14 protein-coding genes are annotated in these 14332 nt (G+C 68.3%); 6 read left to right on the forward strand and 8 right to left on the reverse strand.

Going from position 1 to position 14332, the window contains the following annotated elements:
• The first annotated feature begins 2 nt into the window (after positions 1-2).
• Positions 3-380: an allophanate hydrolase-related protein gene (locus D0D37_RS00610; protein ID WP_009082380.1), complete on the forward strand. Its 378-nt coding sequence runs from the start codon at positions 3-5 to the stop codon at positions 378-380.
• The gene (locus D0D37_RS00615) at positions 377-1477 is read left to right on the forward strand and encodes a glycerate kinase (protein WP_116198497.1); all 1101 of its coding nucleotides are present in this window, start codon (positions 377-379) and stop codon (positions 1475-1477) included. The genes D0D37_RS00610 and D0D37_RS00615 overlap by 4 nt, the downstream gene beginning before the upstream one ends.
• Here the strand turns inward: D0D37_RS00615 and D0D37_RS00620 are convergent.
• The 3 genes from D0D37_RS00620 to D0D37_RS00630 are packed head-to-tail and all read right to left on the reverse strand — an operon-like array spanning position 1455 to position 3242.
• Positions 1455-1847 (reverse strand): NUDIX hydrolase, encoded by a 393-nt coding sequence (locus tag D0D37_RS00620; protein ID WP_116198498.1) that lies wholly within the window; start codon positions 1845-1847, stop codon positions 1455-1457. The genes D0D37_RS00615 and D0D37_RS00620 overlap by 23 nt on opposite strands.
• The gene (locus D0D37_RS00625) at positions 1844-2545 is read right to left on the reverse strand and encodes an SDR family oxidoreductase (protein ID WP_116198499.1); all 702 of its coding nucleotides are present in this window, start codon (positions 2543-2545) and stop codon (positions 1844-1846) included. Before D0D37_RS00625 ends, D0D37_RS00620 begins: the two co-directional genes overlap by 4 nt.
• Positions 2535-3242 (reverse strand): RraA family protein, encoded by a 708-nt coding sequence (locus D0D37_RS00630; protein WP_116198500.1) that lies wholly within the window; start codon positions 3240-3242, stop codon positions 2535-2537. Before D0D37_RS00630 ends, D0D37_RS00625 begins: the two co-directional genes overlap by 11 nt.
• Positions 3243-3684: 442 nt before the next feature.
• On the opposite strand from D0D37_RS00630, the gene D0D37_RS00635 reads away from it, so the two are divergent.
• From D0D37_RS00635 to D0D37_RS00650, 4 genes are all read left to right on the forward strand, one after another.
• Positions 3685-5010 carry an EfeM/EfeO family lipoprotein gene (locus D0D37_RS00635; RefSeq protein ID WP_244223330.1) on the forward strand — a complete coding sequence of 442 codons (1326 nt, stop codon included), beginning with the start codon at positions 3685-3687 and terminating at the stop codon, positions 5008-5010.
• Positions 5007-6206 carry a Dyp-type peroxidase gene (locus tag D0D37_RS00640; RefSeq protein WP_116198502.1) on the forward strand — a complete coding sequence of 400 codons (1200 nt, stop codon included), beginning with the start codon at positions 5007-5009 and terminating at the stop codon, positions 6204-6206. The genes D0D37_RS00635 and D0D37_RS00640 overlap by 4 nt, the downstream gene beginning before the upstream one ends.
• A gap of 44 nt (positions 6207-6250) precedes the next feature.
• Positions 6251-7876 (forward strand): phospholipase C, encoded by a 1626-nt coding sequence (locus tag D0D37_RS00645; protein ID WP_116198503.1) that lies wholly within the window; start codon positions 6251-6253, stop codon positions 7874-7876.
• A gap of 300 nt (positions 7877-8176) precedes the next feature.
• Complete coding sequence (locus tag D0D37_RS00650) at positions 8177-8578, forward strand: histone-like nucleoid-structuring protein Lsr2 (RefSeq protein WP_116198504.1); 402 nt, start codon at positions 8177-8179, stop codon at positions 8576-8578.
• 259 nt (positions 8579-8837) lie between these two features.
• On the opposite strand, the gene D0D37_RS00655 is transcribed toward D0D37_RS00650, so the two are convergent.
• The 5 genes from D0D37_RS00655 to D0D37_RS00675 all read right to left on the reverse strand — a co-directional run bounded on the left by D0D37_RS00655 (position 8838) and on the right by D0D37_RS00675 (position 14331).
• Positions 8838-9782 (reverse strand): MBL fold metallo-hydrolase, encoded by a 945-nt coding sequence (locus D0D37_RS00655; RefSeq protein WP_116198505.1) that lies wholly within the window; start codon positions 9780-9782, stop codon positions 8838-8840.
• Positions 9783-10008: 226 nt separating this feature from the next.
• On the reverse strand, positions 10009-10926 hold the full coding sequence (locus tag D0D37_RS00660) for an ROK family protein (protein WP_116198506.1): 918 nt from the start codon (positions 10924-10926) through the stop codon (positions 10009-10011).
• Positions 10923-12548: a dipeptide ABC transporter ATP-binding protein gene (locus D0D37_RS00665; protein ID WP_116198507.1), complete on the reverse strand. Its 1626-nt coding sequence runs from the start codon at positions 12546-12548 to the stop codon at positions 10923-10925. Before D0D37_RS00665 ends, D0D37_RS00660 begins: the two co-directional genes overlap by 4 nt.
• A complete protein-coding gene (locus D0D37_RS00670; protein ID WP_116198508.1) occupies positions 12545-13375 on the reverse strand; it encodes an ABC transporter permease in 831 nt (276 codons plus the stop codon). The genes D0D37_RS00665 and D0D37_RS00670 overlap by 4 nt, the downstream gene beginning before the upstream one ends.
• Entirely contained in the window at positions 13372-14331 is a 960-nt protein-coding gene (locus tag D0D37_RS00675; protein WP_116198509.1) for an ABC transporter permease, read from the reverse strand. Before D0D37_RS00675 ends, D0D37_RS00670 begins: the two co-directional genes overlap by 4 nt.
• Between the last annotated feature and the right edge of the window lies 1 nt (position 14332).

The raw sequence follows: 14332 nt of genomic DNA on the forward strand, positions 1-14332 counted from the left end.
CCATGCCTCTGATGTTCCTCAACGGCGGCGCGATGCGCGGCGAACCCCTGCACCACCTGCTCGACGGCGCTCCACTGGTGGCCGAAACGACCACGGCCGCGAAGTACCGGTTCTACTCGGTCGGCGGGCAATGCCCAGCTCTGGTCCCGGTAGCGCACGGCGGCGCGGCGATCTCCGGCGAGGTCTACGACCTCACACTGGACCAGCTGCGCGACCGCGTGCTCCCGTCCGAACCGCCGGAGCTGGAGCTGGGCGTGATCGAACTGGCCGACGGCAGTTCGGCGTTCGCGATGCTGCTGCGGCGGCCGCAGACCTCGCACGTGCAGCTGCGGGACATCACGGAAATCGGCGACTGGCGAGCGTTCAAGGCAGCGGCGTGACGGTTCTGGTGGCTCCGGACAAGTTCAAGGGCTCGCTCACCGCGGCGGAGGTCGCGGAGGTGGTTGCCGCGGCGTTCGCCGAGGTCGCGCCCGGTGAACCGGTGCGGCAGCTGCCGGTGGCGGACGGCGGCGACGGAACGGTCGCCGCCGCTGTCGCCGCCGGGTTCCGGCGGGTGCCGGCGCGGGTTTCCGGGCCGACCGGCCGCCGGATCACCGCGTATTACGCGCTGAGCGGGACGGTTGCCGTGGTCGAGCTGGCGGAGGCGTCCGGCCTCCACCGGCTGCCCGGTGGTCGGCTCGAACCGCTGACCGCGTCGAGCTACGGCACGGGCGAGCTGATCGCGGCCGCCCGTGCCGCCGGTGCCACGCAGGTCGTGCTGGGCGTCGGCGGCAGCGCGTGTACCGACGGTGGAGCCGGATTGCTGACAGCGTTGGGTGCGCGATTGCTGGACGCTTCCGGTGCGCCGCTTCCGCCGGGCGGTGCGGCGTTGGCGGAGTTGTCCACAGTGGATCTCTCCGGACTGCCCGAAGTGGACATTGTCCTGGCGTCCGATGTGGACAACCCGCTGCTGGGGGTGGATGGCGCGGCTGCAGTGTACGGGCCGCAGAAGGGCGCTGGCCCCGCCGAGATCGCGTCGCTGGAACGCGGGCTGACTCGGTGGGCCGAAGTGGTGGGCTCCGCGCACGCCACCACCCCGGGCGCTGGCGCGGCAGGCGGCGTCGGGTTCGGTGTGCTCACCGGACTCGGCGCCCGTATTCGGCCGGGTATCGAGTTGTTGCTGGAGCTGCTGGGCTTCCCGGCAGCTGCCCGTGATGCCCGGCTCGTCATCACTGGTGAGGGTTCGCTGGATACCCAGTCGCTGCACGGAAAAGCGCCGGTGGGTGTTCTGCGGGCAGCGGGCGGTACCCCGGTGGTCGCCTTGGCCGGTCGCTGTCTGCTGTCCGCGCCGGAGTGGCAGGCGGCGGGTTTCGCCGGGGTGTACGCGCTGACCGATGTGGAGCCGGACGAACATCGGTGCGTGGCCGAGGCCCGGGCGTTGCTGCGGGACCGGGCCGCGCAGCTGGCTCGGGATTTCAGCCGAGCAGTACCTGCCTGACGTGATCGGACAGGGGGAGTCCGGCCGCGTCCGCGGGGGTCAGCCAGCGGTGGTCGTCGTGTTCGGCCGGGTTGAGCTGAAGGTCGCCGAGGAACTCCGGGTGCGCGTCGTAGTAGGCGGCGTGCACGGTGAACGGTTTGCCGGTGCGGTCCGGCCAGGATTGGCGGGCCCGCTCCCTGGCGAGCCGTACGCGCAGCCCGGTTTCCTCGGCGACTTCCCGTACCGCGGTGGTCTCCGGTGCTTCGCCGGGCTCGACGGTGCCGCCGGGGAATTCCCAATGCCCGCCTAGGAAAGTCCCGGGGGCACGGCGGAGCAGCAGGACGGTCTCGCCTCGGGAGAGCAGGACGTAGGCGAGGTGTTTGTCGTTCATGCTGCTCCTCCGTTGGCGACGAGGACTTGACCGTTGACCCAGCCGCCTTCCGGGCCGCACAGGAACGCGACTAGACCCGCGCAGTCGCGTGGCGTGCCTATCCGGCCCAGTGGCGTGTGGTGGATGATTGCTTCGCGCAGGGGTTCGGTGATCCAGCCGGTGTCGGTCGCGCCGGGGTTCACTGCGTTCGCTGTGATGCCCAGGTGGCCGAGTTCCCCGGCGGCGGCGAGGGTGATTCGGTCTAGTGCGCCTTTGCTTGCACCGTAAGGGAGATTGTGTACTACATGGTCGCTGGTCAGCGTGACGATCCGGCCTGCGCCGTGCGGTCCGCGGTAGCGTCGGGCGAACTCTCGGATCAGCAGCCAGCTCGCGCGGGCGTTCACCGCGAAGTGCCGGTCGAAACTGTCCACTGTGGTGTCCAGCAGGCTGGAATCCACAGACTCGCAGTGGGCGAGCACTAGTGCTTGGACGTCGTCGTTGATCTGGTCGAAGAGCCTCGCTGGGGTCTCCGGGTCGGCCAGGTCGGCTTCGATGCCCTGGACGGTTTCGTCCGCACCCCAGGGCATTCGGCGGTCGTAGTCGGACCAGTGCGTAGTGACGACGGTCCAGCCGTCCTCTTCGAGCCGGGTTTTGATCGCCGCGCCGATTCCGGCCTGTCTTCCTACGCCGGTGACCAGTGCGGTTTTCTTATTCTTCAATGGCGCTGTCTTTCGCGCGGAGGTGCTGGCGGAACGTGTAGGACGGGTCGGTTTCCCGGCGGGCGAGGAATTCGGTGAACCGGACCTGTTCGCGGAGGGTTACGCCGTCTCGGATCTTCGCTGCTTGGCGGTGTTCGGTGTCGCGGATGGATTCGGCTAGCCGGAGAACCTCTTCGGCTTGGGCTGCGGGGACGAAGAGGACGCCGTCGTCGTCGCCGAAGACCAGGTCGTCGGTGGTTACGGTCCATTCGCCGACGGTGGCGGACTCCAAGGCGTCTACGGCGCGGTCGTTGAGGTGGAGGGGGCCGGTGGAGAGGGAGCCCAGGCTGTAGACCGGGAGGCCGATTTCGCGCAGTTCGGCGGTGTCTCGGTGCAGGCCCCAGATGACTATGCCGCTCAGTCCGGCGGTGGCGACTTCGGCGGTGATGAGGTCGCCTACGCAGCTCTCGTCTTGGCGGCCTTGGTTGTCCACGACTAGGACGTCGCCTGGGTTCGCGGTGGTGATCGCTTCCAGGAAGACGTCTACGCTGCCTGCGTGTCTCGCTGGGAGGACTCTTCCGGCCAGCTTCTGGCCTGGGATGACTGCGCTGGTTCCGGCTGGGGCGCAGCGGACGGTTAGGCGGGCTCGCAGGCAGGCGTCGGCTAGGTGGGCGGTGGTGAGTCTGGTGAAACGGTCGGTTAGTTCGGGGTGGTTCATGGGTTCCGCCCTTTCTTGCTCAGCGGGTTCACGTTAGCGGGGATGTTGGGGGCGGGCTGCCGGTTTTTCTGTGGTCGGCGGTGGTTGCGTGGGGCACCCCGAAGGTTGATTGTGCTGACGGTTCGGGGGTGCTTGTCAAGGCGGGAAAGATGCCTTGACAAGCACCCCCGAACCGCAGGGAGGCTTCGTATCGGGGTTGGGGGAGGGGCTGGGTGCCTCGATCGTTGGGTGCAGCGGCTGCGGTTCGCGGGTGGGCGCATCGCGGCGGCGGTGAGCGGGGCGGTCCGTGAAGGGCCCCTTGAGGGAATCTAGGTCCGTGAAGGGGCCCCTCACGGACAGTGGAGGGTCGTGAGGGGAACCCTGAGGGACTCAGAGTCCGTGAGGGTTCCCCTCACGGACGTCGCCGGGAGAAGAAGTCATAAGCGGCGAATCGGGCGGGGGGTTGCCACACGCTTTGGTTGGTATATCCGGTTTCTTCCGTTGTCTGGTTGAAGTCCTGGTGAATTCCCGGGTAGGTGATGTTCTCGACCAGGGTTTCTTCACTTTCCGCACGCATAATTCCGGTCCGGTAGTCCGAACGTGTGGCAGGAGGAAAAGCGTGCCGGGGTCTGTGCGCGCCCGCTGGATTGGCGGTGGGGTCGCGATTGCGGTCGTGGCGGCGGGGATCGCCTTCTTGGTGTGGCCCGACGGGGCTTCGGCGCAGGATCCGGAGATTCAGATCTCGCGGTCGTCCTGCGGGCAGGGGTGGGCGGATCCGCGGCCTGGGGTTCAGACGTTTCACCTGCACAACACCGGATCCGTCACCTCTGAGGTGGATTTGATCGACCCGGGGACCGGCGTGGTTTACGGCGAGGTGGAGGGGCTCGGCAGCGGGACTGTCCGGCCCATGCAGGTGACGCTTGGCAATGGATCCTACGCATTCCGTTGCCTTCCCGAGGATTCGTCGGCGATCGTTGGGCCGACTGTCACGGTTAGCGGTGGTGCTGAACGCGGCCCGGGTGTCGCGCCGGTCACGCAGAACGATCTGCTCGGACCGTTGAAGTCCTATCAAGGCTATGTGACGCAAGGGCTTGGGCAGTTGGCCGCTGACGTCGGCAAGCTGAAGGACGCGATCCGCGGCAACGATCGCGGTGCGAGTCAGGCTGCTTGGCTTGTCGCGCATCTCGACTACGAGCGGCTCGGCGCGGCTTACAACGCCTTCGGCGACTCCGACAAAGCCATCAACGGAACCGCCGACGGGTTGCCGGACGGGGTCAAGAGTTCGGGCTTCACCGGATTCCATCGGATCGAATCCGGGCTGTGGCACAACGAAGACCTCGCCGCCCTCGCGCCGGTGGCCGAGCAGTTGGACAGCGACGTGCAGAAGCTCCGCAAGTCCTTTGCGGACAGTCAGATCGATCCTAACGACCTTGGCCTGCGCGCGCACGAGATCGTGGAGAATACCCTGCAATTCGAATTGACCGCTCGCACCGATTACGGCAGCGGCACCAACCTCGCCACCGCACGCGCGAATCTCGACGGGACTCAAGCGGTCCTCGATGTCTTGCGTCCGGTGCTTGCCCCGCGCTACCCGGCACTGTCCAAGGTGGACAGCTGGATGAAGCGCACGAAAGCCACGCTCGACAGTGCCAAGAAGCCGGACAACTCGTGGACGCCGGTGAGCCAGTTGTCCGCGCCGCAGCGGCAGAAGCTCAACGGGGACGTCAGTGAGCTGACCGAGTTGCTCGCTCCGATCGCCGCCATCGCGGAGCCGAGGAGGACCTCGTGACGACCGAAGCCTCTCGCCGGTCCTTCCTGCGTCGCACCGTCGTGGGCGCGGGGATCACTGCGGCTGCCGGAATCGGAGTAACAGCCAGCGCGAGCGAAGAATCGCCTGCCACGGTTCCGTTCCACGGTCCAAAACAAGCCGCGATTCTTCGCCAGCCTCCGGCGCAGAGCATCATCGCGTCCTTCGATGTGGTCGCCGAGAATCGCGCCGAGTTGACCGAGCTGTTCCAGGAAATCACTGACCGCGCGCGGTTTCTCACGAACGGCGGCGCTCCGGCCGCGCTCGGGATTACCGCCCCGCCTGCGGACTCCGGGGTGCTCGGTCCGGTGGTGCCGCACAGCGACCTCGGGGTGATCGTCGGCGTTGGATCGTCCCTTTTCGACGGTCGCTACGGGCTGGCCGACCGCAAGCCCAAGAAGCTCAAGCCGATGACCATGTTCCCCAACGACGCGCTTGACGCTCCGCAATGCCACGGCGATCTGTCGCTCACGCTGTCCGCGGGCGATACCGACACTGTGCTGCACGCGCTGCGCGATCTGGCCCGCGCGACCCGCGGCGGAATGCAGCTTCGCTGGAAGATCAACGGCTTCAGCTCGCCGTCGCGGCCGTCGGGCACCCCGCGCAATCTGATGGGGTTCAAGGACGGCACCGCGAATCCGGGCGAGTCCGAAATGGACCGGCTGGTGTGGGTGGCGGGGGCGGGCGAGCCCGCGTGGACGACCGGCGGCAGCTATCAGGTGATCCGGCTGATCCGGATGCTGGTCGAGTTCTGGGACCGGGTCTCGATCACCGAGCAGGAGAACATCGTCGGCCGTCGCCGCGACACCGGCGCTCCGCTGGACGGGGCGTCCGAACAGGACGAACCCCGCTACGCCGACGACCCGATCGGCACCGTCATCCCGCTCACCAGCCACATCCGCAAGGCGAATCCGCGCACGCCGCAGACCGACGGGCAGCGGATCCTGCGTCGCGCGGTCAACTACGACCGCGGCGTCGACTCCAACGGCAACCTCGACATGGGCCTCGTCTTCACCTGCTACCAGCAGGATCTCGAGCGCCAGTTCGAGGCGGTGCAGAAGCGGCTGATCGGCGAGCCGCTCGTCGACTACATCTCCCCGTTCGGCGGCGGCTATTTCTTCGCGCTGCCCGGCGTCACCGGTCCCGGCGACCACTTCGGCCGGGCGCTCCTCGCCTGAGGCGCGCCCCGATCCCCACCCGCGAAAACCAGGAGGAATCCTCAGTGGACACAGCATTCGGCAGGCGGCGCCGTCGCCTGCTCGGTGCGGGCGCGCTCGTCTCGGCGGCCGTGCTCGCGATCGTCACCGGCTCCGCGGCGTCGTCCGCGCAGGCCCAGCCGCTGCACCAGTTGCCCGCGTCGTGGCTGCCCACGCTCACCCCGATCAAGCACGTCGTGGTGATCTTCGGCGAGAACATCTCGTTCGACCACTACTTCGGCACCTACCCGAACGCGACCAACGAGAACGGCACCCCGTTCCAGGCCGCGAAGCACACGCCGAAGGTCAACGGCCTCGACGACAAGCTGCTCACCCACAACCCGAACGCCTACAACCCGAAGCGGCTCGGGCCGGACCAGGCGCTCACCTGCGACCAGAACCACAGCTACGGCGCCGAGCAGGCCGCGTTCAACGGCGGCAAGATGGACAAGTTCGTCGAGAAGACCGAGACCGACAAGTGCACCGGGCAGCCGGTGCTGTTCGGCGAGCCGGGTCTCGTCATGGACTACTACGACGGCAACACCGTCACCGGCATGTGGAACTACGCGCAGCACTATTCGCTGAGCGACAACTCGTACAACACCGTCTTCGGCCCGTCCACCCCGGGCGCGATCAACCTGATCTCCGGGCAGACGCACGGGATCCAGGCCGTCGACCCGGTCACGCACGAGCCGAAGAACGACTCCTACGTCGTCGCGTCGCCGGACGAGAACGGCGTCGGCACCGTGATCAACGATCCGGACCCGGCGTGGGACGACTGTTCGGGCAAGAACCACACCTCGAAGGACAATCTCGGCGCGATGCAGGGCCGCAACGTCGGCGACCTGCTGAACGACCGGCACGTCACGTGGGGCTGGTTCCAGGGCGGCTTCAAGCCGACCGGAACCCAGAACGGCTACGCGGTCTGCGGGCAGAAGCACGCGAACGTCGGCAATCAGTCCTCCGTGGACTACAGCCCGCACCACCAGCCTTTCCAGTACTACAAGTCCACTTCGAACCCGCACCACCTGCCGCCGTCCTCGGTGCAGGCGATCGGGCAGACCGACCAGGCCAACCACCAGTACGACACGAGCGACTTCGACGCTTCGCTCAAGGCCGGTTCGATGCCCGCGGTGAGCTTCCTCAAGGCGCCGGAGTACCAGGACGGGCACGCGGGCTATTCCGACCCGCTCGACGAACAGCATTTCGTCGTCGACGAGATCAACAAGATCCAGCAGTCGCCGGAGTGGGGTTCGACCGCGGTCGTGCTCGCCTACGACGACTCCGACGGCTGGTACGACCACGAGAACTCGAAGATCGTCAACGGTTCTCAGGACGCTTCGCAGGACCAGGCCGTCTGCACCGGCAAGCCGGCCGGTCTCGGCGGGCACGCCGACCGCTGCGGTTACGGCCCGCGGCTGCCGCTGCTGGTCATCTCGCCCTACAGCAAGGCGAACTACGTCGACCACACCCGGACCGACCAGACCTCGGTGCTGAAGTTCATCGAGGACAACTGGTTCTCCGGCCGGGTCGGCGACGGCTCGTTCGACACTCGCGCGGGCGGACTCTGGAACATGTTCAACTTCTGGCGGCCGCAGGCGGGCAAGCTCCCGCTCGACCCGAAGACGGGTGCGCCGACCGGGCGCAACTAGCTCGCGTTTCTTGCACGAGACTGAAGGCCATCGGGTTTCGACCCGGTGGCCTTCGGCCGTTTCCGGGGCCGGTCTCCCAGTCCGCTCAGCGGGAAACCGCGTGCGAATACCGCGATACTGGAAATTTTCCAGTGCCCGGGAAAGTCGCGTGCAGTCGCGGATTGGGCGCCGCAGGTGTTCGGGAACCGGCCGGGAAAGCACGGGCGGCCGAACCGGAATGGACTCGCGCTGCGCGGGCCGTCACTCGACACGATAGGGTAATCGCAGGCACATCCTGTAGAAGGTGAAGGAACGCGAATCATGGCGCAAAAAGTCCTTGTCGAGATGGTGGACGACATCGACGGCAGCATCGCCGAACAGACCGTCCCGTTCAGTCTCGACGGCGTGAGCTACGAGATCGATCTGTCCGAAGACAACGCTGCCGCATTGCGGGACGAGCTGGCCCGTTACGTCGCCGCCTCGCGCCGGGTCGGCGGCCGCAAGGTCCGGATGGCCGCCGGGCAGGCCCCGCGGCCGGCTTCGACCGCCGCGGACCGCGAGCGCAACAAGGCGATGCGCGAGTGGGCCGAGAACAACGGTTTCACCGTGTCCGACCGCGGCCGGCTCCCGGCGGAGATCGTGAAGGCATACGAGGAGCGCGACACCGAGGCACCGGCCAAGCCGGCCCGCAAGCGCGCGCCGCGCAAGAAGGCCAGCGCCTGAGCGTTCTTTTCGGCAGCTGTGCCGCGGGGGCCGCGGCTAGTGATCAGCGGTGAGGGCGTCGCCGGGTTTCCCGGCGGCGCCCTTCTGGCTGCCTGAGGGGAAATAGCGCATTCCCCGCGCCTAAACGATACAGAGGTCCGTGAAGGGCTCCTCGAGGGAATCAGATTCTCTCGAGGGGTCCTTCACGGACCTCTTCGGGAGCGGAGCCGGTGCCGGGGAAGAGCCGCGTCGACCGCTCCGGGGAATCGATTTCCCGGGGTTAAGACTTGCCGAGTCCGAGCAGCGTGTCCAGGTCGATCTTGCCGCCGGCGGCGTCGCGGATCGCGCGCATCGCTTCGGCGGACGCGAGCTGTTCCCCGTGCTGGTCGGCGTGCGCGCGCAGCAGATTCCCGATGTGCCGTTCCGGGACCGTCCACGTGGGCCACCGGCGGCGGGCGATCGTGGCGAGTTCGGAAAAGTCCGGCGTCTGTGCGCTCGCGGTCGCGTCGAGCAGCCAGTGCAGATAAGTGCGCAGCACCGCGACCGGGAAACTGCCCGGATGGCTGAGCCCGCCGTGCCCGGGCACGAACGTGCGGACGTCCGGGAACATTTTGTCGAGCCAGTCCAATGCGGTCAGCCAGCCCGGGATCGAGCCGTGCACGGCGAACGGCGTGGACCCGACCGACAGCAGATCGCCGGTGAAGAGCGTCCCGGTGCGCGGTTCGAACAACACGAGGTCGCCGTCGGTGTGCGCGGTCCCGGGAAATGGGACGACCTCCACGACGACGCCGCCCAGGTCCACTTCGACCGGTTCGATCACCGCGTGCACCGCCTCGGGCCGGGGCGCTTCGAGCTTGCCCCAGTTCGCGCAGGCGAAGATCTCCTCGTTGCACTGCGGGCCGGACCGGATGATCGGCACCGCGGTGGGCGCGGCCAGGATCCGGCCGCCGTTGCGCAGCGCGACGCCCGCCCCGTTGTGGTGGGTGCCGTGCGCGTGGGTCAGCACGAGCGTGAGCGGCATTTCGACGGTCGAGTACTTGCGGACGTCGCTGACCAGGTCGAGCGTGTCGCGTTCGGTGCCGCAGGTGTCGACGAGCAGGACGCCTTCCCGGCCCCGGATCCAGCCGCAATTGGACACCATCCAGTCGCTCGGGCTGCGCACGTAAGCGACGACGCTCGGGTCGGAATACCGGAGCGGGACGATATTGCGCCTGATGACGGGCATGGGATCCCCTCGTGGGCCACCGGACGGGAATTGATCACCGGAATGGTATAGACCAAGTCACCTGCTGTCAGCGGGGTGGAGACCACGCTCACGCGCGTGGTCCCGCGCAGTTCTGCCCTGTCCCGTTCCGCCCAGCTTCGCGCGCATCGTTGCCCCCGGCTCCGTCGGTGCCCGACAGCGTATACCCCGAGGCCACGGTTTTCTCGATGGTCCACAGAGGACTGGTCTAGGGGTTGATCACGTCCGGTAATCGCTGAATACCGGCAGTAAGACCGGCCGCGCCGAGCGCCACGGATTTCGCCCCGTGCCGGGAGAGCCGGACGGCTGCTGGTTTCCCGGACAGCAGCGGCCGTTCTTCCAGCGCTTCCCGCACCGGCTTCTCCAGCAGCGTCCAGGATCTGATCACCGAACCGCCGAGCACGCAGGTCGCGATGCCGAGCAGCCCGGCCGCGTGCGCGATCGCCTGGCCGAGGAATCGTCCCGCGTCCGTGAATACCGCTTGAGCGGCTTGGTCTCCGGCAAGCGCTTCCGCGGCGACGGCCTCCGCGCCGAGGGTCCGGCCGGTCGCCTCGGCGTAGCGGCGGGTCAGGGCCCGGCCGGCCGCGTACGCCTCAAGGTGTCCGATCTGCCCGCAAGTGCAGCGTTCCTCCCCGTAACGCCCAACGTGCCCGATCTCCCCGGCCCCGGTCGCGCCGCCGTACAGCAGCCGCCCGTCCACGAACAATGCGCCGCCGACTCCGGTGCCGACCGCGACGCCGAGCACGTTCCGCTCGCCTGGCAACAGTTCGCCGAGCAGGAATCCGTCGACGTCGTTGACGGTGCGCACCGGCACCCCGCCGAGTCGCGCGGACAGCTCGGCGTTGACCGGCGTGCCCGCCCAGCCGGTGAAGGAATCGCCGGTGACCAGCACTGTTCCGGTCACCGGATCAACGACGCCCGCCGCGCCGACGCCGACCCCGGCGAGCGCCGCGTGGTCCGGCACCAGCGAGCTGACCAGCTCCGCCACACGGTCGAGGATCGCCGCGCCGCCCCGGTGCGATTCGGACGGCGCGGACGTCGACCCCAGTTCCCTGCCCTCGTCGTCGCACACCACCACCAGGGTTTTCGTCCCGCCGATGTCGACCCCGGCCCGCAACCCCGTCACGCCGCGGGGTCCGCGCCGGCCAGCGCCTCGCGCCGGCTCCGCTGCAACTGCGGGTCCGGCACCGGCGAGGAGAGCAGCAACGCCTGCGTGTACGGGTGTTCCGGAGTGCGCAACACCGTTTCCGCCGGGCCTTCCTCCACCAGTTCGCCCGCGCGCAGCACAGCGACCCGGTCACAAATGCTGTCGACTACCGCGAGGTCGTGGCTCACGAACAGGCAGCCGAAGCCGAACTCGCGATGCAGCCGCCGGAACACTTCCAGCACCGCTGCCTGCACGGACACGTCGAGCGCGCTCGTCGGTTCGTCCGCGATCAGCAGCTTCGGCCCCAGCACGAGGGCGCGGGCGAGGCTCACGCGCTGCCGTTGCCCGCCGGAAAGCTCGTGCCCGTACCGGCCCAGCAGGCTTTCCTGCAGCTCGACCGCGTCGAGGAGTTCCCGCACCCGCCGCTGGCGCTCGGCGCGGCCGGTCGAGGTGTGGACCACCATCGGTTCGGCGACGGTCTGCGCGACCGTCATCCGCGGGTCGAGCGAGGATGCCGGGTCCTGGAACACCGCGCCGATCTGCCGTCGCACTGCCCGCGCTGACCGGCCAGTGCCTTTCGGCAGCGGCCCGCCGAGCACTTCGACGGTCCCGGATTTCGGCGTGACCAGGCCCAGCGCACAGTTCCCGAGCGTGGTTTTCCCCGAACCGGATTCGCCGACCAGCCCGACGATCTCACCCGGTGAGACGGACAGGGAAACGTCGTTCACCACCTGCCGTCCGCCGTACTCGACCACCACCTTCGACAGCGCGAGCACCGGTTTCCGGGTCTCTTCGGGCGCCGTTTCATGCGAGAACGAACCCAGTTGCGGAACCGCGGCCAGCAGTTCCCGGGTGTAATCCGCCTTCGGCGAGCCGAACAGTTCCGCCGCCGGAGCTTCTTCCACGAGCTTGCCGCGGCGCAACACTGCGACACGATCCGCGACGTCCGCGACCACCCCCATGTTGTGCGTGATCAGCAGCGTCGCGGTGCCTTCGTTTTCGCGGATATCGCGCAGCAGGTCGAGAATCTGCTGTTGCACCGTGACGTCGAGCGCGGTGGTCGGCTCGTCGGCGATGATCAGCTTCGGCCCGGCCGCGAGCGCGATCGCGATCATCACGCGCTGCCGCAGACCGCCGGACAGTTCGTGCGGGTACTGCTTCAGCCGCGCGGCCGATTCCGGAACGCCGACCCGGTCCAGCAGTTCGGCGCATCGGTCGTAATAGCGCCGGTGGCGCAACTTTTCCGGGTCGTGGTTGCGGATCGCCTCGGCGAGCTGGAAACCGATGGTCCGCAACGGGTTCAGCGCGGTCATCGGCTCCTGGAAGACCATCCCGGCGGCCGGGCCGCGCAGTTTCCGCAGGTCCTCGCCGCGCAGGTCGAGCACGTTCTGCCCGGCCAGCTCGATCGTCCCGGTGACTCGCGCGGAATCCGGCAGCAGCCCGAGCACCGCGAGCGCCGCCGTGCTCTTGCCGGAACCGGACTCGCCGACCACCGCCACGATCTCGCCGGGCGCGACTGACAGGCTGAGCCCGTCGACCGCCGCCGAACCGTCCGCATAGGACACCCGCAGGTCACGGATGTCCAGCACTGCTTCGCTCATCGTCGCCCCTTCACCGCGAACGCGTCGCGCAGCCCGTCGCCGAGGAAGTTGATCGCGCACACCACCAGCACGATCGCGATGCCCGGCGGCAGGATCAGCCACCACGCGCCGTCGAAGGTGTAGGTAATTCCTTTAGACAGCATTGCGCCCCAGTCGGTATCGGGCGCGGGAACGCCGAGGCCGAGGAAGCTGACGTACGCCACGAGCAGGATCGCGTCGGCGATCTGGAACGTCGCGTTCACCACCACGGTGCCGATCGCGTTGGGAATGATGTGCCGGAACACCACGCGCGTGCGGCTCGCGCCGATGACCGTGATCGCTCGAAGGTAGTCGCGTTCGCGCAAACTCACCGTTTCCGCGCGCATCAGCCGCGCGGGCACCAGCCACGACACCGCGCCGATCAGCAGCGCCAGCACGCCGACGCTCGGCGTCACCAGCGTCGCGGCCACCAGCAGCAGGAACAGCGCCGGGATCGCGACGCCGGTGTCGACGATCCGCATCAGCACGGTGTCCAGCCAGCCGCCGGTGTACCCGGCGACCGCGCCCCACACCGCGCCGATCGCGGTCGCGATCAGCCCGGCGAGCACGCCGATGACCAGCGACGTCCGGCCGGCGACCATGAGCCTGCCGAGCACGTCGTAGCCGAGGTCGTCGGTGCCGAGCGGATGTCCTCCGCCAGGCCCGAGCCGGGCCGCGGCGAGGTCGGTGTGGGACTGGTCGGTGCCGTAGACCAGCGGCCCGAGGAAACAGAACGCCACCACGAGCAGCAGCAGGACCGCGCCCGTGACGGCGGTCTTGCGGCGCAGCAGGCGGGAAAGGACAGTCACGACCGCGCTCCCTTCACCCGCACCCGCGGGTCGATCGCCAGCTGGATCAGGTCCGCGAGCAGGGAGCCGAGCACGGTCGCGACGGCGATCACGAGCACGACGCCCAGCAGCACCGGGAAATCGGCGGTGCGGGTCGCGGTCCAGAACAGCAGGCCGATGCCGGGGTAGTTGAACATCGATTCGACGACCAGCGAGCCGCCGAACACCACCGGCACGTAGTAGCCGAGCATGGAGACCACCGAGGTCAGCGAGTTCGGCCAGACGTGCCGCCAGATGATCGTGCGCTCCGGCGTTCCCTTCGCCCGCGCGGTGCGCACGAAGTCCTCGGACAGGCTGTCCAGAGTGGACGCTCGCATGTACCGGCTGAACGCGGCGAGCGCGGCTCCGGTCCCGGCGAGTACGGGCAGGACTAGCGCACCCGGTTGGGACAGCAGCTCGCCGATCGTCTCGCCCTGTGCGGCTTGCGCCGGGAACCACGGCAAGACCTGCGCGAACAGGATGATCAGCACCAGCGACAGGAAGAACACCGGCGTCGCGTAGAGCACGAACGTGATCGCGGTGGTGAGCAGATCCGCGGTACGGCCGCGACGAACCGCTTGCCAGACACCGAGCGGCAGCGCGACGAGGATCGCGAGCGCGGTGGAGAACACGGTGAGCAGCAGGGTTTTCGGCATCCGCTCGGCCAGCAGCGTGCTCACCGGCGAGTTCTGCGTGTACGACTCGCCGAGGTCGCCTTGCAGCAATCGCAGCAGGTAATCCCAGTACTGCACCGGAAGCGGCTGGTCGAAGCCTTGCGCGTGGTTGAACGCGGCGATCTGTGCCTCGGTCGCTTTCACGCCGAGAACGCCGCGAGCCGGGCCGCCGGGCAGCAAGTGCAGCAGCACGAAGGTCACCACGGTGACCAGCAGCACGACCACCACGGCCAGCACGAGCCGGCGGAGGATGTAGCGCGTCATG

Origin of the sequence: Amycolatopsis circi, from assembly GCF_003385235.1 — a bacterium.
GTDB classification, from domain to species: domain Bacteria; phylum Actinomycetota; class Actinomycetes; order Mycobacteriales; family Pseudonocardiaceae; genus Amycolatopsis; species Amycolatopsis circi.